The organism is Frankia sp. R43, from assembly GCF_001306465.1.
In the GTDB taxonomy this organism is placed as follows: domain Bacteria; phylum Actinomycetota; class Actinomycetes; order Frankiales; family Frankiaceae; genus Parafrankia; species Parafrankia irregularis.
Window position 1 is genome coordinate 49,756 of record NZ_LFCW01000001.1, and the last position, 18,062, is coordinate 67,817.

General features: G+C 73.5%; 16 protein-coding genes. 5 read left to right on the forward strand and 11 right to left on the reverse strand.

What is annotated here, in order from left to right; all coding sequences use genetic code 11:
- Positions 1–8: 8 nt before the first annotated feature.
- From ACG83_RS00200 to ACG83_RS00245, 10 genes are all read right to left on the reverse strand, one after another.
- Complete coding sequence (locus tag ACG83_RS00200) at positions 9–731, reverse strand: GntR family transcriptional regulator (protein WP_054564147.1); 723 nt, start codon at positions 729–731, stop codon at positions 9–11.
- 169 nt (positions 732–900) lie between these two features.
- Complete coding sequence (locus tag ACG83_RS00205; RefSeq protein WP_083472936.1) at positions 901–1,914, reverse strand: LLM class flavin-dependent oxidoreductase; 1,014 nt, start codon at positions 1,912–1,914, stop codon at positions 901–903.
- Entirely contained in the window at positions 1,907–3,262 is a 1,356-nt protein-coding gene (locus tag ACG83_RS00210) for a M20/M25/M40 family metallo-hydrolase (protein ID WP_054564149.1), read from the reverse strand. Before ACG83_RS00210 ends, ACG83_RS00205 begins: the two co-directional genes overlap by 8 nt.
- Positions 3,259–4,584, reverse strand: a complete 1,326-nt coding sequence (locus ACG83_RS00215; protein ID WP_054564150.1) for a CaiB/BaiF CoA-transferase family protein — start codon at positions 4,582–4,584, stop codon at positions 3,259–3,261. Before ACG83_RS00215 ends, ACG83_RS00210 begins: the two co-directional genes overlap by 4 nt.
- Complete coding sequence (locus ACG83_RS00220; protein ID WP_054564151.1) at positions 4,578–6,200, reverse strand: methylmalonyl-CoA mutase; 1,623 nt, start codon at positions 6,198–6,200, stop codon at positions 4,578–4,580. Before ACG83_RS00220 ends, ACG83_RS00215 begins: the two co-directional genes overlap by 7 nt.
- Entirely contained in the window at positions 6,197–6,709 is a 513-nt protein-coding gene (locus ACG83_RS00225; RefSeq protein WP_235497468.1) for a cobalamin B12-binding domain-containing protein, read from the reverse strand. Before ACG83_RS00225 ends, ACG83_RS00220 begins: the two co-directional genes overlap by 4 nt.
- Positions 6,710–6,720: 11 nt before the next feature.
- Entirely contained in the window at positions 6,721–7,938 is a 1,218-nt protein-coding gene (locus ACG83_RS00230) for a M20 family metallopeptidase (RefSeq protein WP_054564152.1), read from the reverse strand.
- Positions 7,939–8,127: 189 nt separating this feature from the next.
- The gene (locus ACG83_RS00235; RefSeq protein ID WP_054564153.1) at positions 8,128–9,147 is read right to left on the reverse strand and encodes an ABC transporter substrate-binding protein; all 1,020 of its coding nucleotides are present in this window, start codon (positions 9,145–9,147) and stop codon (positions 8,128–8,130) included.
- Entirely contained in the window at positions 9,144–9,920 is a 777-nt protein-coding gene (locus ACG83_RS00240; protein WP_054564154.1) for an ABC transporter permease, read from the reverse strand. The genes ACG83_RS00235 and ACG83_RS00240 overlap by 4 nt, the downstream gene beginning before the upstream one ends.
- A 1-nt stretch (position 9,921) precedes the next feature.
- Positions 9,922–10,707, reverse strand: coding sequence for an ABC transporter ATP-binding protein (locus ACG83_RS00245; RefSeq protein ID WP_054564155.1), 786 nt, complete (start codon positions 10,705–10,707; stop codon positions 9,922–9,924).
- Between the two features lie 201 nt (positions 10,708–10,908).
- Here ACG83_RS00245 and ACG83_RS00250 point away from each other — a divergent pair, with 201 nt between their 5' ends.
- The 4 genes from ACG83_RS00250 to ACG83_RS00265 all read left to right on the forward strand — a co-directional run bounded on the left by ACG83_RS00250 (position 10,909) and on the right by ACG83_RS00265 (position 15,005).
- Positions 10,909–12,402, forward strand: coding sequence for an aldehyde dehydrogenase (locus ACG83_RS00250; protein WP_054564156.1), 1,494 nt, complete (start codon positions 10,909–10,911; stop codon positions 12,400–12,402).
- The gene (gene tenA / locus ACG83_RS45190; RefSeq protein ID WP_054564157.1) at positions 12,399–13,163 is read left to right on the forward strand and encodes a thiaminase II; all 765 of its coding nucleotides are present in this window, start codon (positions 12,399–12,401) and stop codon (positions 13,161–13,163) included. Before ACG83_RS00250 ends, tenA begins: the two co-directional genes overlap by 4 nt.
- Positions 13,160–14,338 carry an aromatic ring-hydroxylating dioxygenase subunit alpha gene (locus tag ACG83_RS00260; protein ID WP_054564158.1) on the forward strand — a complete coding sequence of 393 codons (1,179 nt, stop codon included), beginning with the start codon at positions 13,160–13,162 and terminating at the stop codon, positions 14,336–14,338. The genes tenA and ACG83_RS00260 overlap by 4 nt, the downstream gene beginning before the upstream one ends.
- A 148-nt stretch (positions 14,339–14,486) precedes the next feature.
- Positions 14,487–15,005: an SRPBCC family protein gene (locus ACG83_RS00265; RefSeq protein WP_054564159.1), complete on the forward strand. Its 519-nt coding sequence runs from the start codon at positions 14,487–14,489 to the stop codon at positions 15,003–15,005.
- A gap of 56 nt (positions 15,006–15,061) precedes the next feature.
- On the opposite strand, the gene ACG83_RS00270 is transcribed toward ACG83_RS00265, so the two are convergent.
- Positions 15,062–16,069: a hypothetical protein gene (locus tag ACG83_RS00270; RefSeq protein ID WP_054565299.1), complete on the reverse strand. Its 1,008-nt coding sequence runs from the start codon at positions 16,067–16,069 to the stop codon at positions 15,062–15,064.
- A 256-nt stretch (positions 16,070–16,325) separates the two neighbouring features.
- On the opposite strand from ACG83_RS00270, the gene ACG83_RS00275 reads away from it, so the two are divergent.
- Positions 16,326–18,029 carry a serine/threonine-protein kinase gene (locus ACG83_RS00275; protein WP_054564160.1) on the forward strand — a complete coding sequence of 568 codons (1,704 nt, stop codon included), beginning with the start codon at positions 16,326–16,328 and terminating at the stop codon, positions 18,027–18,029.
- Positions 18,030–18,062: the final 33 nt, after the last annotated feature.

Sequence of the window (18,062 nt, forward strand, 5' to 3'; positions counted from 1 at the left end):
ATCAGCTGTCACGTGCCGGTTCGCGGGGCCGCCCGCGCGGTCCGCACGCCCGGGTCATCCGGGTCGAAGGCGGCGAGCTGGTCGGCCATCACGCTGGTGACGTGCTCGCGCATGAGGCGCTCGGCGTCTCCCGGGTCACGGCGCACGATCGCCTCGTGGATCGCGCTGTGCTGGCGGACGGAGACCTCCAGCCGCCCGGGGATCGCCACGGTGAGGTTGCCGATCCGAACCAGATGATCACCAAGGTTCTCGATCATCTCGCGGATCCGCCGGTTGCGGGTCTGCCCGTAGATGACCCGGTCGAACGCCTCGAGCAGCTCGGGCAGCCCGTCCAGCTCGCCCGCCGCCCAGGCCCGCTCACTGCCGCGGACCACCTTGGTCAGCTCGGCGAGGTCGGCGGCGCTGATGTGCACCGCGGCCTCCCGCGCGCAGGCGCCCTCCAGCAGCTCCCGCAGCTCGTAGATCTCCTTGAGGTCGTCCCGGTCGTAGCCGCAGACCACGGCGCCCTTGTAGGGCACGATCTCGACGAGCCGCTCCCGCTGCAGCCGCACCAGCGCCTCGCGCAGCGGGGTCTTGCTCACCCCGAGCCTGCCGGCGAGCTCCGCCTCCCGCATCGGGTAGCCCGGCGGCAGCCGCAGGTCGACGATCTCCTGCTTCAGGCGCAGGTAGACGACGTCCTTGAGCTGCCGGTGCGGGGTCTCGTCGGCCGGCTGGGCCGAACGCTCAGCCATGACGCTCGCCTGCCCGGCGGCGCGGCCGCGGGCACGCCGCCCGTTCCCTCTCTGACCTGGACAAAGACTTTCCTTCCACGACCGCACGATGACGTGTGCGGTGACCGACCCGTACGACATCGGTCATGATGCCGTCACCGTCCTGGTACGCCGGTTTCGCTCGTCGTCATCAATGCGCCAGCGCCTCCGCCCGGACGCCGAAGGCCGTGTCGAACGCCTGCCGGAACCGGGCGACGGTGCCCATCCGGTCGGTGCCGAGCGGGAAGACGTTGACCGAGTCGACGCCGGCCGCGGCCAGCTCGCGCAGCTGGGCGACGGTCCGTTCCTGATTGCCGGACAGCGCCATCCGCCGGACGAACTCGTCCGGCAGCAGCTCGGCCGCCGCGGCGGCCTCCTGGAACTCCCCGCCCGTGTAGCGCCGGCGGACCTCGTCGATCAGCGCCCGGTCCAGCCCGGCGAGCTCGCAGTACACCGGCGCCGTCTGCGGGAACCACGCGGCGATACTGCGGGCGGCGGCGAGCGCCGCCTGCTCGTCCTCGTCGATCCGGCCGTAGGCGAACACGGCCACCTGCGGACGCGCCGAGCGGCCCGCCGCCTCGACGCCGCGGTCGATGTGCTCCAGCGCGAACCGGATCCCGTCGGTGTGCAGGCCGGCGAGCAGGATCACCCCGTCGGCCACCCGGCCGGCGAGCTCCAGGGTCTTCGGCCCGCTGGCGGAGATGAACACCGGGATGTCGGACCGGGCCCCGAACCGCAGATGGGCGTCGTGCAGCTCGAACCCCGCCGAGGTCTGGTCGACGTCCCCGCCGCGCAGCAGGGCGCGGATCGCGACGATCGAGTCCTCCAGGACGGCGAGCTTCGCGGGGCGCATCCCGAACGCCTCCAGCGGCCGGTCGCCGGCGCCGATGCCCAGGATGAAGCGTCCCTGCGCGATCTCGTCGACGGTCGCCGCCGCCACCGCGGTGATCCCCGGATGCCGGGTCAGCGGGTTCGTCACGGCCGTGCCGAGCAGCAGCCGGCTGCTCGCCCGCGCGGCCAGGGTGAGGTAGGCGTACGGGTTGCGGCTGTGCAGCGAGGAGTCCGTCAGCCACAGGTGGTCGAAACCGGAGCGCTCGACCTCGGCGACGTACGACTCGAAGACGGCAGGGGTGTCGACTCCCTGCAGCACCACTCCGCTACGCATCCCACTTGCTCCTGTCGGTCCGCGCGGCCCTCGCCGCGATGTCAGCCAGAGCGGCGGCTCGCGCCGCGGTGTCAGTCATGACGGCGGCCTGCGCCGCGGTGTCAGCCAGCGCGGCGAGGCCGTCCGCCACCTGTGCCAGGTCGATCCATTCGTCGATCGTGTGCTCGCGCTCGCCGTGGGTGATCCCGATGGTGATCGCCGGGATGCCGGCGGCGTAGGCGGCGTTCGCGTCGGTGCTGGCGGCATGTGTCCGGGCCGCCAGCCCGCGGCGGGCCAGCGCGGCGAAGGCGGCCGCGGCCAGCGGGTGTTCGGCCGGGATCCCGCCGGCCGGCCGGCGGCCGATCTCGCTGGCCTCGGCGGCCAGCTCCGCGCCCTGTTCCTCGATGACCAGCTCCTCGATGACCAGCCGGGCCTCCCGTTCCAGCCAGGCGAGCCCGGCGGCGGTGTCGGCGCGCAGGTCGACCTCGAAACGGCAGCTGGCCGCCCGGATGTTGATCGCCTCCCCGCCGGAGATCCGCCCGACGTTCACCGCGGTCCGCCCAGCCACGCCGGCGCCTTCGGCGGCCTGCGGCGCGGCCAGGGCCGCGAGCCGGGAAACCATTCCCGCGGCCGCGTGCACCGCGCTCGGTGCCGCGGACCGCTCCCACGCGTGTCCGCCCGGTCCGGTCACCGTCACCGCGAACCGGACCGAGCCGACTCCGGTCACGGTCACCCGGCCCAGATAGTTGCCCTCGACGGCGATCACCGCTCCGACCGGCACCGGCGGATCCGCGAGCGCCGCGGTGATGCCGGCCAGGTTGCCGACGCCCTCCTCCCCCACGGTCGCGAGCACCCACACCGGGCGGGCCTGCCCGGCACCCACCAGCTCCGCTTCGAGCAGCCGGGGCAGCTCGGCGAGCGCGGCGACGGCGATCGTGTCGTCACCGACACCGGGGCCGACCAGCCGCCCGTCGTGGCGGCGGGCACCGTACTCGACGTCCGGGCCGAACACCGTGTCCAGGTGGGCGGCGACCAGCACCGCCGGGCCCACGCCGCGGCGGGCCAGCCCCCACACGTTGCCGGTCGGGTCGATGCGCACCTCGGCGAGGCCGTCCGCCCGCCACCAGCCGGCGACGACCGCCGCCCGCGCGGCCTCGCCGAACGGCGGGGCCGGCAGCAGGCACAGCCGCTCCGTCCGCACGATCACCCGCTCGGTCGCGCCGGCCAGCGGGCCGGGCGCACCCGCCGGCAGCCCGGGCGCACCGGCCAGCCCCTCGCGCACACCAGCCGGCTGTTCCGTCGTGTCGCCCCCGCCCCCGCCCCCGCACCCGGGCCCGAACGCGGCGGCTCCGCGGCCAGGGGCGCTCACTCGCCACCCCCGGCAACGCTGGTCGTCCCGGCCGGGATCGAGGCGTCGAGGATCGTGCCGGCGACGTGCAGCTCGTCGATCTCGGGGTCGCTCAGCCCCGCCTCGCGCAGCACCGCGCGGGTGTGCTGGCCGAGGTCAGGCGCGCCGGAGGGGAAGGGCAACGGCCCGGGGGCCCGCACCGGCACCGTCACCGCCCGGTAAGGCGAGCCGTCGCCGGCACCGACCGTCGCCACCGCGCCGATCGCCGCCGCCTGCGCCGAGGTCAGTGCCTCACCGACGTCGCGGACCAGGCCGGCCGGTACCCCGGCGGCCTCCAGCCGCGCCACCCAGGCGGGCGCGTCATCCGCGGCGAGCGCCTGCTCGATGCGGGCGGTGAGGGCGTCCCGGTTGCGGACCCGGTCGGCGTTGGTGGCGAACGCCGGATCGTCGACGGCCTCGGGTATGCCGATCGTCGAGCACAGCCGCCGCCACAGCCCCTCGTTGCCCGCACCGGCGAGGACCAGCTCGCCGGTGCGGGCGCGGAACGCGCCGTAGGGCGCGAAGGCCGGCGAGTGGGTGCCCAGCCGGGAGGGGATCTCCCCCGCCGCGAAGAACGCCGAGGCCGGGGTGGTCAGCCCCGCGAGCGCGAACTCCAGCAGGGAGGAGGAGACATGCCCCCCGCGGCCGGTTCCGGCCCGGCGCAGCAGGCCGGCCAGAATCCCGGTGACGCAGCAGATGCCGGCGCCGACGTCGAGCAGCGGCGCGCCGACCTTCACCGGTCCAGACCCGGCTGTCCCGGTGACGCTCATCAGGCCGGCCTCGGCCTGCAGGATCAGGTCGAAGCCACCGCGGGCGGCGTCCGGGCCGGTCTGCCCGTAGCCGGACACCGATCCGTAGACGATCCGCGGGTGCCGGGTGAGCACCGCCGCGGCGTCCAGGCCGTGCCGGGCGAGCGCGCCCGGCCGGGCGTTCTCGACGACGACGTCCGCGCCGGCGAGCAGCCGTTCCAGCGCCGCCTGCCCGGACGGCGCGCGCAGGTCGAGGGCGAGGCTGCGCTTGCCGTTGTTCAGGGATAGGAACAGCGCGGAGCGGTCGGCCACGGTGGCGGTCGCCTGAGCCCGGTAGGAGTCGCCACCGTCCGGTGGCTCGATCTTGACGACGTCCGCGCCGAGCGCGGCGAGCATCATCGTGGTGTAGGCGCCGGAGACGAACCGGGTGAGGTCGACGACCCGAACCCCGGCGAGCGGCGGCACACCGCTGCCTGGCACACCGCCGCCCGGCACACCGCCGTCCAGGAGACCGCCGCCCGGCGGAGCGCCGCCCGGAACACCGCCGTTCACCATGGCGCCGGCTCCCGGTACTCGCCGAACTCGGCCCGCATCAGGGCGTTGATCTCGCCGATCGTCGCGCCGGCCCGGGCGCAGTCCAGCAGCGCGGGCATCACGTTCGCGTCCGAGCTCAGCACCTTCGCCAGGTCCGCCAGGGCCGCCGCCGCGGCGGCGCCGTCGCGGGTCCGCAGGTGTTCGCGCAGCCGGTGGCGGGCGCGTTCCTGGGCGGACGGGTCCGGCTCGAACAGCCGCGGATCGGCGTCGGTGTCCGCGTCGTCGGTGTACCGGTTCACGCCGACCTTGACCCGGGTGCCGTCCACCAGCTCGCGTTCGGTGCGGTAGGCGGTCTTCGCGACCCAGCGCTGCGGGATGCCCTCGGCCAGCATCGCCACCATGCCGCCGCCGGCGTCGATCCGCTCGATCAGGGCGAAGGCGCGCTGTTCGAGCTCGTCCGTGAGCGACTCGACGTAGTAGGAGCCGGCGAGCGGGTCGACGGTACGGGTCACCCCGGACTCGTGCGCGACGATCTGCTGGGTGCGCAGGGCCAGGCGCACCGACTCCTCGCTGGGGATCTCCAGCGCCTCGTCCCAGCCCATCACGTGCACGGACTGGGCACCGCCGAGCACCGCCGCCAGGCAGGAGATCGTCGAGCGGACCACGTTGTTCAGCGGCTGCTGGGCGGTGAGGACCGTGCCGGAGCACCCGGAGAAGAACCGCATCCGGGCCGACTCCGGCCGGGTCGCGCCGAACCGTTCGGTGGCGATCCGGTGCCACATCCGCCGCGCCGCCCGGACCTTCGCCACCTCCTCGAACAGGTCGAGGGTGGCCGAGAAGTGGAAGGACAGGCGGCCGGCGAAGCGGTCGAACGGCAGGCCGCGGCGGGTGATCTCCTCGGCGTAGGCGATCGCGGAGGCGAGCGCCAGGCCCAGCTCCTGCACCGCGTCGCTGCCGGCCTCCCGGACGTGGTACCCGGTGATGGAGACCGGGTTGAACCGGGGCAGGTGCTCGGCGGCGAAGGCGACGACGTCACCGACGAGCCGCAGCGACGCCGCCGGCGGATAGATGTAGGTCTTGCGGGCGAGGAACTCCTTGAGCAGGTCGTTCTGCGTCGTGCCGGCGACCCGGTCGAACGGCACGCCCTGGCGTTCCGCCGCGGCCAGGAAGAACGCGAGGATCACCGGGGCGGTCGCGTTGATCGTGTGGTTCACCGAGAGCTCGCCCAGCGGCAGCCCGTCGAACAGCCGCACCATGTCCTCGGCGGTGTCGATGGCGACCCCCACCCGGCCCACCTCGGCCTCGGCCATCGGGTCCGTCGAGTCGTAGCCGAGCTGGGTGGGCAGGTCGAAGGCGACTGACAACGCGGTCTGGCCCTGGGAGAGCAGGTAGCGGTAGCGGGCGTTGGCGTCCTCGGCCGACCCGAAGCCGGCGTACTGACGCATCGTCCACAGCTTTTCCCGGTACATCGTCGGGTACGGGCCGCGGGTGTACGGGGCGCCGCCGGGCGGACCGAGCCGGTCGGGCAGGCCGGGGGCGAGATCGTCCTCCTCGTAGACCGGGTGGACGGGAATGCCGGAGTCGGTGCTGGCGGGTGGCACGCCCGGGTGCTCGAGAGCAGGCCTCGGCCCGGTCATCCGGCCACCGCCCCGACCGGTGCGGCCGATGCCGCGGGCAGGGCGGGTGCGGCGGGTATGGCGGGTGCGGCGGGTATGGCGGATGTTGCCGGTGCGGCGGCGAGCCCGAGGATCGTCGCCACGACGTCCGGCAGCGGCGTGCCCACGCCGTGCACCGCCGCAACGCCCAGCTCGCGCAGGGTCGCCGCGTCCGTCGCGCCGATGGTGCCGCCGACCGTCACGGGGATGTCGGTGAGCCCGGCGGCGTCCCGCTCGGCGAGCAGCGCCCTGGTCAGCGCGAGGTGCGCGCCGGAGAGCACCGAGATGCCGATGACGTCCACGTCCTCGTCCCGCGCCGCGGCGACGATCTCGGCCACGGAGCGGCGCAGCCCCAGGTAGATCACCTCGGCGCCGGCGTCGCGCAGCGCCATGCCGATCACCTTGATGCCCCGGTCGTGGCCGTCGAGGCCGGGCTTGGCGAGCAGCACCCGCGCCGGCCGCCCGCCGGGCACCGCCCCGGCCGCACTCACGCCGGCTGCACTCACGCCGACCCCGACGCGAGCGCGAGGGCGACGAAGGTCGCGTAGGTCCGGGTCGCCTCGACGAGGTCGTCCACGCTCAGGTGCTCGTCGGGGCAGTACACCGGCTCGCCGCCCGGCCCGAAGATGACGGTGGGGACCTTGTGGCCGAAGCTCGCGGTGTCACCGAGCCAGCCGGCGGCGGACAGCTTCGGTGTCACCCCGCCGCGCACGCCGCCGAGCGCGCTGCTCATCAGCGTCACCACCTCGTCGTCCGGGCCGGCCAGGTAGCCGTTCTTGACGTCGGCGAGCACCACGTCGGCGGCGAAGCGCGGCTCGCGGGCGAGGGCCCGGGCCAGGCAGCGGTCGATCTCGGCGCGGACCTCCTCGACGCTGACGCCCGGCTGCGGGCGGCAGTCGACCCGGATCACGCACTCGTCCGGGATGGCCGACGGGCCGCCGGGGGGCAGCCCGCCGTAGATCCGCCCGGGTGCCATGTAGGTCTCCGGGCCGAACAGGTTGGCGACCCAGTCCTCGATCGACGGGATGAGCCGGGAGGCGTCCAGCTCCAGCACGGCGTGCGCGGCGAGCATGTTCGCGTTGACGGCGAGCGGCTTGTGGCAGGTGTGCGCGGTCCGGCCGCGGGTCGTGATGTCGAAATAGTACCGGCCCCGGTGGCCGAGGAAGATCTCGTTGTCGGACAGCTCGCCGAGCACGCACAGGTCGGCGGCGTAATCGTCGAAGTAGGCGATCGAGCCGAGCTGGTCGCCCATGTGGTCGGAGACGGCGGCCATCGCGACCGTGCCGCTGACCGGCAGCCCGCTGGCCCGCACCGCTGCGATCGCGACGATCTGGCAGACCAGCGCCGCCTTCATGTCCATGATCCCGTGCCCGTAGACGTTGCCGTCGAGGAGCTCGCCGGAGAACGGGCTGGTCACCGTCCAGCCGTGGGCGACGGGCTTGGTGTCCAGGTGGCCGGTGAGCACCACCCGCCGGCCCGGGCCGAAGTACACCTCGCCGACCGCGTTCGGCCGGTCCGGCAGCACCGTCTGCAGGTCGACCGCCGCGAAGTCGAGCTCCTTCATGGTCTGCGCGAGGAACCGGGCCAGCTCCCCCTCCTCGCCGAGCACGCTGGGAATGCGGCAGACCTGCTGGACGAGCTCGACGAGCTCGTCGGTGCGGATCTGCGCGGCGACCTTCTCCGCGAGGGCTGTTGCCGACGTTCCGGCGGGCGTGCTCATGGGGGTGGATCTCCTTCGATCGCGGGCGGACGAGGGTCACCGGCCGAGACTGGGCGGGATGGTCTGAGGTGGTCCGAGGCGGCGTGGCGGTTAGGCCGGCGTGGCCTGGGTCTGGTCGGCGCGGCCTGGGTTGGCGCGGGTCGAGGTCGGACGGGCCGGCCCGGTCGAGGGGCCGGCCCGTCCGCCGTCTCAGCTGCCCGAGCCGGCCGGCAGGTAGTCGTTGGTGACGACGTCGGACGCGGTGACGGCCTTCTCGATGAGCCCCTCGGACTTCATCCAGTCGGCGAACGCCTGCCAGTCGGAGACGTCCTGCTGGCCGAATCCCTTGTCGTTCTTCAGCAGCGGCACGGTGGCGTCGATCATCTTCGGCACCTGCGCCTCGTCATAGCCGTCGGCCTCGGCGGCGATGATCTTCGATGCGCTGGCCGGATCGGCGATCACGTCGGCGTTGCCCCTGGCGAGCCCCGCCAGGAAGTCGCGGATGAGCTTCTGGTAGGCCGGGTCCGACTTCAGCCGGCTGGCCTGCGCGATGATGACCAGTTCGTCGTAGTCCGGCACGCCCGCGTCGGTGACCGGGATGATCGTGGGGTTCAGGCCCTGGTCGGTCATCATGACGCCCTCGATGTTGCGGTAGGCGCCGAGCGTCGCGTCGACGTTGCCGGCGACCATCGCCGCCATCAGGTCCTGGCCGATGTTGACGGACTTCACCGACGCCGGGTCGATGTTGTTCTTCGCGAGGATCGTCTTCAGGAACGCGTCGTTGGTCTGCAGGCCGGGCGTGCCGATGGTGTGCCCGGCCAGGTCGGCGACGGACTTGACGTCCGAGTCCCCGTTCGCCATGACCGACAGCAGCGCCGTCGGGATCAGCGCGCCGACGGCCACGACGTCCAGGCCCTGCGAGCCGGAGATGATCGTCTCGGGCTCGTAGGAGATGCCGATGTCGATCTTCCCGGTGCTGACCAGCTTCGTCGGGTCCGAGGGGTCGGACGGCGGCTGGAAGGTCACGTCGAGGCCCGCGTCCTCGAAGTAGCCCGCCTCCTTGGCCGTGTACAGCGCGACGTGGTCTGGGTTCGGGTCCCAGTCGAGCAGGACCGTCGTCTTGCGCAGTGCCTCGCCGTCGGAGGAGCTGTCATCGCTCCCGCAGGCGACGAGCGGGAGGGTGACGGCGAGCAGAGCCGCCACACCACCGGTCAAACGCTTGGCTCTCATCTGTTCTTGCCTTCCTTGGCCCACGGGACCAGGACGTTTTCCAGGAGGGAGACGAGGACGAACAGGGCCACCGACATCGCGGTGAGCAGGGCGATCGCGGCGAAGACGAGGGCGCTCTGCAGCTGCGGGACGGCCTGGCGCATCACGTGGCCGAGCCCGTCCGTGGAGCCGGAGTACTCGCCGAACACCGCGGCTGTCGCCGCGTAGGCCGCGGACAGCCGCAGGCCGGTGAACATCGAGGGGAGCGCCGACGGGAACTCGACCCGCAGGAAGATCGACCAGCGGTTGCCGTACAGGGTGCGCATCATCCGGGTGAGCTGCGGGTCGACGGCCGCCAGCCCGTCCAGCGTGCCGACGACGATCGGGAAGAAGCACAGCAGCGCGACCAGGATGAGCTTCGGAGTGATCGAGTAGCCGAAGATGATCGCGAGAATCGGGGCGATCACCACGACCGGGATGGTCTGCGACCCGATCAGCAGCGGGTAGATCGCGCGGCGGGCGATCGCCGAGAAGTGCAGCGCGCAGGCGATCAGCAGCCCGGCGGCCACCGCGATGGCGAAGCCGACGACGACCTCCTTGAGCGTCACCCAGGTCGCGCTGGACAGGGTGCGGTCCCAGCGGTCGATCAGCGTCGTGATCACCTCGTCCGGCGCCGGCAGGATGTACTCCTCGACCCCGAAGACGGAGGTGGCCAGCTTCCACCCGCCGAGCACGGCGAGAACGATCAAGCCGGCCGGGCCGTACTGGCGCAGCGACTCCTTGAGGCGGGTCACGTCAGCCCTCCAGGTGGGCCAGCAGGGCGTCCCGCAGCCGGACGAACTCCGGCGTCGCGAGCAGCTCACGGCGGGAACCGGCGGGCGGCAGCTCGACGGGCAGCCGTGCGGCGACCCGGCCCGGGCGGCTGGACATCACCGCCACCTCGTGGCTGAGCAGCAGCGCCTCCTCCACGTCGTGGGTGACCAGGACGACGGTGCGCGGCTCGGCGTCGAGGGTGTCGCGCAGCCAGTCCTGCACCCCGGCCCGGGTGATCGAGTCCAGCGCGCCGAACGGCTCGTCGAGCAGCAGCACGTCCTTGTCCGCGACGAGGGTGCGCAGGAAGGACACCCGCTGGCGCATGCCCCCGGACAGCTCGTAGGGCCGGCGGTCCTCGAAGCCGGCCAGCCCGAACCGGGCGAACAGCGGCCGAACCCGCTCCCGTGCCTCGCGCCGGGAGACGCCCCGGTTCTCCAGCGAGACGCAGGCGTTCGCGAGCACCGTGCGCCAGGGCAGGAGCAGATCCCGCTGCGGCATCCAGGCACACCGGGCGAGCCGGGCGGCCGGTGCGGTGTCACCGAGTACCTCGACGACGCCGGAGTCCGGGTTCTCCAGCCCGCTGACCATGCTCAGGACGGTCGACTTGCCGCAGCCGCTGGGGCCCACGATGCCCAGCCGGGTGTGCCGCGGCACGGCCAGGTCAAGCCCCGCCACCGCGACGACGTCGCCGTAGCGACGGGTGACGCCGGACAGCCGGATGCCGTCGCCATGGACGGCCGCAGCCGTCTCACTGTGCCCCTGGGCCATGCCGCACCTCCTCCCGTGGCGATGAGATCTGAGATCTGACCTCAAAGGAACGACCAGATAGAACCCGCTTCACGCGTTACGGGTCAAGGTTCACAGATGTCGACGCTGTAACGTTTTTGCTGGTCAGATGCATAATTGACCGCTTCTCGGCCACCCGGTTACCCTCCCTGAGATCTGATATCTCATCGTCGGGAGCCGCCCGTGAAGGCCGATCTGCTCGCATCCGTGCGCACCTTCGTCGCCACCGAGCACCAGCTCTTTGTCGGCGGCGAGCCACGCCCGGCACACGGCGGCGCCCGGTTCGACGTCCAGGACCCGGCCAGCGGTACGGTGCTGACGACGGCCGCGCGCGCCGGCGCCGCGGACGTCGACGACGCGGTCGCCGCCGCCCGGACCGCCCTGCCCGGCTGGCGGCGGCTGCCCGCCGGCGAGCGCGGCCGCCTGCTGTGGGAGCTCGGCAACCGGATCGAGGCCCTCGCCGCGGAGTTCCTCCAGCTGGAGGCCCTCGACAACGGGAAGCCGACCGGCGAGGCGGCGGCCGTGGACGTGCCCCTGACGGCGAACGGCTTCCGCTACTTCGGCGGGCTCGCGACGAAGATCGAGGGCGTCACCATCCCGACGTACGGCGGCCTGCCGGTGCACGTCAGCACCCGCCGGGAGCCCGTCGGCGTCGTCGCGGCGATCATCCCGTGGAACTTCCCCCTGCTGAACTGCGCCTACAAGCTGGCGCCCGCACTCGCCGCCGGCAACACCGTCGTGCTCAAGCCGGCCGAGCAGACCCCGCTCTCCGCGCTGCGGCTGGCCCAGCTCGCCGCCGAGGTCGGCTTTCCCCCCGGTGTCATCAACGTGCTGACCGGCTTCGGGCCGGAGGCCGGAGCCCCGCTGGCCGCCCACCCGGGCCTCGACAAGATCACCTTCACCGGGGAGAACGCGACCGGCCGCAGCATCCTGGCGGCGTCCGGCGGGACGATGAAACGGGTCTCGCTGGAGCTCGGCGGCAAGTCACCGAGCCTCGTCTTCGCCGACGCCGACCTCGACGCCGCGGTCGAGGGCACCTTCGGCGCCGTCTACTTCAACCAGGGGCAGTGCTGCGTCGCCGGCGCGCGGATCTTCGTCCAGCGCCCCGTGTACGACGCGTTCGTCGAGGCGCTCGCGGCCCGCGTTCACCAGGTCCGGCTCGGTTCCGGGCTCGACCCGGCGACGACCATGGGCCCACTGGTCAGCGCGTCGCAGCGGGACCGTGTGCTCGGCCTGGTCCGGGCCGGCCTCGCCGCCGGGGCGAAGCCGGTCGTCGGCGGGGCCACCGACCCGGCCGAGGTCGACGGCAGCCCGGGCGGCTACTTCGTCGAACCGACCCTGTTCGTCGACGCGCCGCCGGACAGCGACATCATGCGCCGGGAGATCTTCGGGCCCGTCGGCATGGTCACCCCCTTCGACACCGAGCAGGAGGCGGTGGCGCTGGCCAACGACACGGAGTTCGGGCTGGCCGCCGGGGTGTGGACGCGCGACGTCGGCCGCGCCCACCGGGTGAGCGACGACATCCGGGCCGGCGTGGTGTGGGTGAACATCTACGGCTGGTTCGACGTCGCCGTGCCGTTCGGCGGGTTCCGGGCCAGCGGCTACGGCAAGGAACACGGGATCGAGGCACTCGACGCCTACCTGCAGACCAAGGCCGTCTGGATGGGCCTGTCTTGACCGGCTCACCACGGCTGCGGGACGAGCCGGACCTGCGAAACGAGCCGGACCTGCGGGACCAGCCGGGCCTGCGGGACCAGCCGGGCCTGCCGCTCGCCGAGTTCCTGCGCGGGCGGGCCGGCGCGGTGTGGGCGACGCTGCTCGACCATCCGTTCCCCGCCGAGATGGCCGCCGGCACGCTCCCGCCGGCGAAGTTCCGTTTCTACATCGACCAGAACCTGCTCTACCTGCCGGAGTACGCCCGGGTGCTGGCCGCGGGCGCGACGGTCGCCCGGGACGACGCCGAGCTGCGTCGTTTCAGCTCGGCGCTGGTGAACATCACCGACACCGAGATCCCGCAGAACGAGCGGCTGCGCGCCGCGATCGCCCGGCTGGGCGCCGGCCCGTCAGCCCACCACGACGTGCTGGCGCCGGCCGCGCAGGCGTACGTCGCGTACCTGGCGATGGTCGCGGCCCGCTTCGGCCCGGCGGAGATCTTCGCCGCGATCCTCCCCTGTGCCTGGTCCTACGGCCAGATCGGGCGCCGGCTGAGCCCGTCGGCGGTCGACCATCCGGTCTACGCCGACTGGATCCGCTTCTGGTCCACCGACGAGGCCACCGCCTACGAGGCCGAACTGCTCGCGCACGCGAACACGTTGGACGACCGGCCCGATCGGCCCGACCGGGAGCGCCTGGCGACGATCTTCCTGACCGCGGCCCGGTTCGAGCGCGCCTTCTGGGACATGGCCTACCACACCGAGCACTGGGCGGACCTGGCGTGACGATCCTCAGCCCCACTCCGGCCGGCACCCCCACTCCGGCCGGCACCCCCACTCCGGCCGGCGGCGCGGCCCCAACCGGCGGCGCCGTCCTGAGCGGCGGTCTCCCCGAGGTGGCGGACGGGCGCGACCCGGACGCGGGCCTGCTGACCACCGCGCAGCGCGAGGAGTACGACGCGGCGTGGCTGGCCGCGGCCCGGCGCAGCTGGCATCCGGTGGCCCGTGGGCAGGACGTCCCGGTGGGCCGGCCGGTCCCGGTCACCCTGCTCGGCTCCGAGCTGGTGCTGTGGCGCCGGGCGGACGGGCAGCTCGGCCTGCTGGCGGGGAGCTGCATACACCGCGGAACCCGGCTCGCCGACGGCACGGTCACCGCCGCCGGCGACCTGCGCTGCCCCTACCACGGCTGGGAGTTCCGGGCGGACGGCTCCTGCGTGCTGGTCCCCCAGCTCGGCTCCGACCCGGTTCCGGCCCGGATCCGCCAGCCCGCGGCCCAGGTCGACGAGCACGCCGGCCTGGTCTGGGCCTGCCTGGCCCCGCCCGGCGAGGAGGCGACCGCGCGGCCGAACCTGCCGGAGGCGGACCTCCACGGCTTCCGCCGGCACATCGGCGCACCGATCCGCTGGCGGGCGCAGGCCAGCCGGCACATCGAGAACTTCTGCGACATCGCGCACTTCTCGATCCTGCACACGTCGTCGTTCGGCAACCCCGACGTGCTCGGGGTGGACCGCTACGGCGTGCGGCGCACCGAGACCGGCCAGCTGCTGCTGCGCTACGACTACCCGGGGCGCGACTACCTGGCCGGCACCGCCGGCCAGGTCGGGCCCGAGATGCTGATCACCCTGGACTACGAGGTCCAGCTGCCGTTCACGGTCACCCTGCGGGAGATCAACGGCCCGGGCACCCTGGTGTTCACCGCGCTGTGTCCGGTCGACGCCACCAGCTGCGTCGTGTTCTGGCTGTCGGCCCGCACGGACGGGGTGGAGCTGGACGGGCCGCGGGTGGAGCGGGCCGAGAGCGAGATCCTGGAGGAGGACCGGCTGATCGTGGAGCGCCAGCGCCCGGCCCGGATGCCACTTGCCCGCGGCGGCGAGGCGCACCTGCGGTTCGACCGCTTCTCCGTCGCCTACCGCGAGTCGCTCGCCGCGCTCGGCTACCCCGATCTGCCGCCGACCCGCTGAGCACACCCGCACCGCCACCACCGGGGCCGCGGATGAACGGCGGGGCCGACTCACCCGAGAGAAGAAGGCAGGAAGCTATCGTTCCGCGGTGGGCGGTCCGACGCCCATGACCTGAACCCGCGCGGAAATGGGACTTTGGGGAGACCGCATGAGCCTTATCCCGACCGGCCGTGTCACCGGGGAGGGCGATCGCTGCCGCCTCGTCCTCACCCGCACGTTCCAGACACCGGTGCGGGAGGTGTGGGCCGCGGTCACCGAGGACGCGCGGCTGGCCCGCTGGATCGGCACGTTCACCGGCGATCCGGCGTCGGGCGAGGTGACCTTCCAGATGACGGCCGAGGACGGAGCACCGGCCCAGCAGGTCGAGATCCGTGAATGCACACCCCCACATGCCCTGCGCGTGGGCATCCACGCCGGATCGGAGCGCTGGCTGCTCGACCTCGAGCTCGCCGAGGCTGACGGCGTCACCACGCTGACCTTCTCCCAGCCGGGGCTCGACCCCGCCGCCGCGGAGAACGTCGGGCCCGGCTGGGAGTACTACCTGGACCGGCTGGTGGCCGCGGAGACCGGCGGCGAACCGGCCGCCGTCGACTTCGAGCGCGACTACTACCCGGCGATGCGGGACCACTACCAGCGGCAGGCCTCAGCGCTGAGCCCTCAGGCCTGAGTAGTGCCGGAGCTGAGGGCCTGCCGGAGCTGAGGGCCTGCCAGAAGAACGCCGGGTCAGCCGCCGGCGGGCAGGTCCGCGCAGGAGGACTCGTCCGGCAGCAGCGGACGGAACGTGAGGCTCCACGTCCTGCCCTCGGACGTCCACGGCGTGTTGGCGTCCGCCGTGCGCGCCGCCGCCAGCACCTTCGTCGCGTCGCCGCCGCTGGACGTCACGCAGTTCAGGACGAGGCCTGCACCGTACGGCTCACCGGGCAACGGCGGGCCGGGCCAGGTACGTGCCTCCCGGCTCAGCGCACCTCCGCCGCCGCACAGGCCGGGCGGGTCGCCGACGGGCATGCTGCCGGCGGGCGCGCTGCCGCTGGGCGCGCCGTCGCTGGGCGCGCTGCCGTCCGATGACGGCGCCGGGCAGCTCGCGGCCCACGGCTCGGCGAACGCGGCGATGGCGGTGGGGGTGTACTCCTCCGGTTCGCTGACCGCGCCCGCGCCCAGGGTGGCGGGCAGGTCGGTGAGCTCGGTGTACAGGCGCTGGGCGGCCTTGCGCGCGGACTGCTGGGCCGCGGTCAGCCCGGTGCCGTCCGCCTCGGTCAACGCCGCCACCTCCATCGTGCGCACACCACCCGCGGTCCGGACGGTGAACCGGGTCGACGGGGCATCCGCGATCGGCGGCTGGCCGAAGTCCGGTTCGGTGCCGACACCGGCCGCGACCGCGTGGTCGACGAGCTTCTGGACATCCGCGGCCGAGATCCGCCGCAGCTGGAGGTTCGGCAACGCCGGGCCGGGCCACATCGCGGCCACCGGGCCTTCGGTGAGCACCCGGCCGTCGTGGTAGATCGCGACCAGCGGTAGCCGGGTGGCCAGCATCTCCGCTGTCACGAAACCGCCGATCCAGTCCACCCGCACCGCCACGGCGTCCGCGTCGAGGCCGGTGGTGGCACCGGTGCCGAGGCTGTCGCGGGCCGGGCCGTCGGCGGTGGCTCCGGTGCAGGCCGCGCTCGCCAGTGCGGTCGCCAGCGCCAGGGGTAGGACGGCCGCCATCAGACGTCCGCCGCGGAGCATTGTCATCGCCATGGCCCTTAGACGGCGCAGTCCCCGATCTGGTTCACCGTCGCCGCGGCCCGTTCGGGGGCGCTTCGCTGACGCCGCCGACTCCCCGCCGTCATCCGTACCTGCCGGCCTATGATCGGCGGGCATTCCATTTGCCTGTCAGTATCTTTCGGCGCAATCGTCTCGAGACGCGGCAACTCCAGCCGCGACGCCACTGCCGACCTGACGGTCGGGCCCGAGCAGGCCACCGCGGACGAAAGGCGGGCGACACCGCATGAAGCCCCTCGGCCCCGACGACCCGCATACCGCGGGTGCCTACCGACTCGTCGGCGTTCTCGGGGCCGGCGGGATGGGCCGGGTGTACCTGGGCCGCAGCCCGGGCGGGCGCAACGTGGCCATCAAGGTGATCCGCCCGGAGTTCGCGGACCATCCGGAGTTCCGCGCCCGGTTCCGGCGTGAGGTCGAAGCCGCCCGGCGGGTCGGCGGCCGGTGGACCGCGCAGGTGATCGACGCGGACGCGGACGCCGAGCGGCCCTACCTCGTCACGGTGTACGTCCCGGGCCCGTCGTTGCTGGATGCCGTTCACCGGTACGGCCCACTGCCCGCCCCGACCGTGACGGCTCTGGGTGTCGGCCTCGCCGAGGCGCTGATCAGCGTGCATGCCGCGGGGGTGGTGCACCGCGATCTCAAGCCCTCGAACGTGCTGCTCACCGTCGACGGCCCGACGGTGATCGATTTCGGGATCGCCCGCGCGGTGGACTCGACCATTCTCACCCAGTCCGGCTCGATGATCGGCTCGCCGGCCTTCATCTCGCCCGAGCAGATCACCGGCGGAAACATCGGGCCTGCCAGCGACGTGTTCGCGCTCGGCGCCGTGCTGGTCTTCGCCGCGACGGGCAGCGGGCCGTTCGCGGGCACCGGGACACCTGCCGTGCTGTACGGGATTCTCAACGGCGAGCCGCGGCTGGACGGCGTACCGGCCGAGCTCCGCGCAACTGTCGAGGCCTGCCTGCACAAGGCCCCGGCCCTGCGCCCGCGGCCCGCCGAGATCAGGCGGGCCCTCCTGCCTGACGACCGTGCCGGTGGCGCGCTCTGGGCCGCCTGGCTGCCGCCGGAGCTGGTCACCGGTCTGATCCGGCAGGCGGTCGACGTCCTCGACCTCGAAGGTTCCGGCGGCCGGCCCGAGGTCGTCCGCTCCGATGAGACGGTGTTCTACGACGTCCCGTCGCGCAGCGCTGTCACCCATGCCCCGTCGCACGGCACCGTCACCCACACCCCGCCGTACAGCACCGCGGCAGCGGAGATCCCTGGCCTGACACCGCCGCCGGGGCGGGCCGGTCGGGACGGCCAGCGGCGCCTGCTGGCCGCCATCGCCGCCGTGGCCACCATGTGCCTGGTGATCATCGTGACAGCCGTTGTGCTGATCGGCTCCCGTGACTCCGGAGACGACGCGGAGATCGCCGACCAGGCCGGCACCAGGTCGCCCGCATCCCTCTCCGCGAGCGCAGGCCCCGGGGGCCGCGGGACGGTAGCGGACGGATCGGACCCCGCCGCGTCCCCGGTTCGTCCCGGCCCGCTGCCCGCCGGCTACGCCGGGACCTGGGAGGGGCGGGTCACCTCCCATCTGGGCGTCACCCAACAGGTGGTGATCACCCTCCGGGCCGGCTCTGCCGGCGAGGTCGTCGGGCGTTCCGAGTTCACCCTCGACGGGCTCGGGGGCCTGGTCAGCGTTGGCTCGGAATCGGTGAAGTGCGTCGGCGACCTGGAACTCGTCGGCCTCTCCGACGGCGCGGCCGTCCCGGGAGTCGTGCTGCGCGATGTCCCGGGCTCCGACCGGAATCCGACCCTGCTGGGCCTGCAGGTGTGCACGAGCGGCGGAACGAGCCGGCTGGCGCTGACCGGCGACGACGAGCTGGCCTTCCAGTCCGACGATGACGATGGCGGGCGACCTGCCGGCACGCTACGCCGCCGCCGCTGACCGACGGCGCCGGACTCCGGCCGCGGCCGCCCT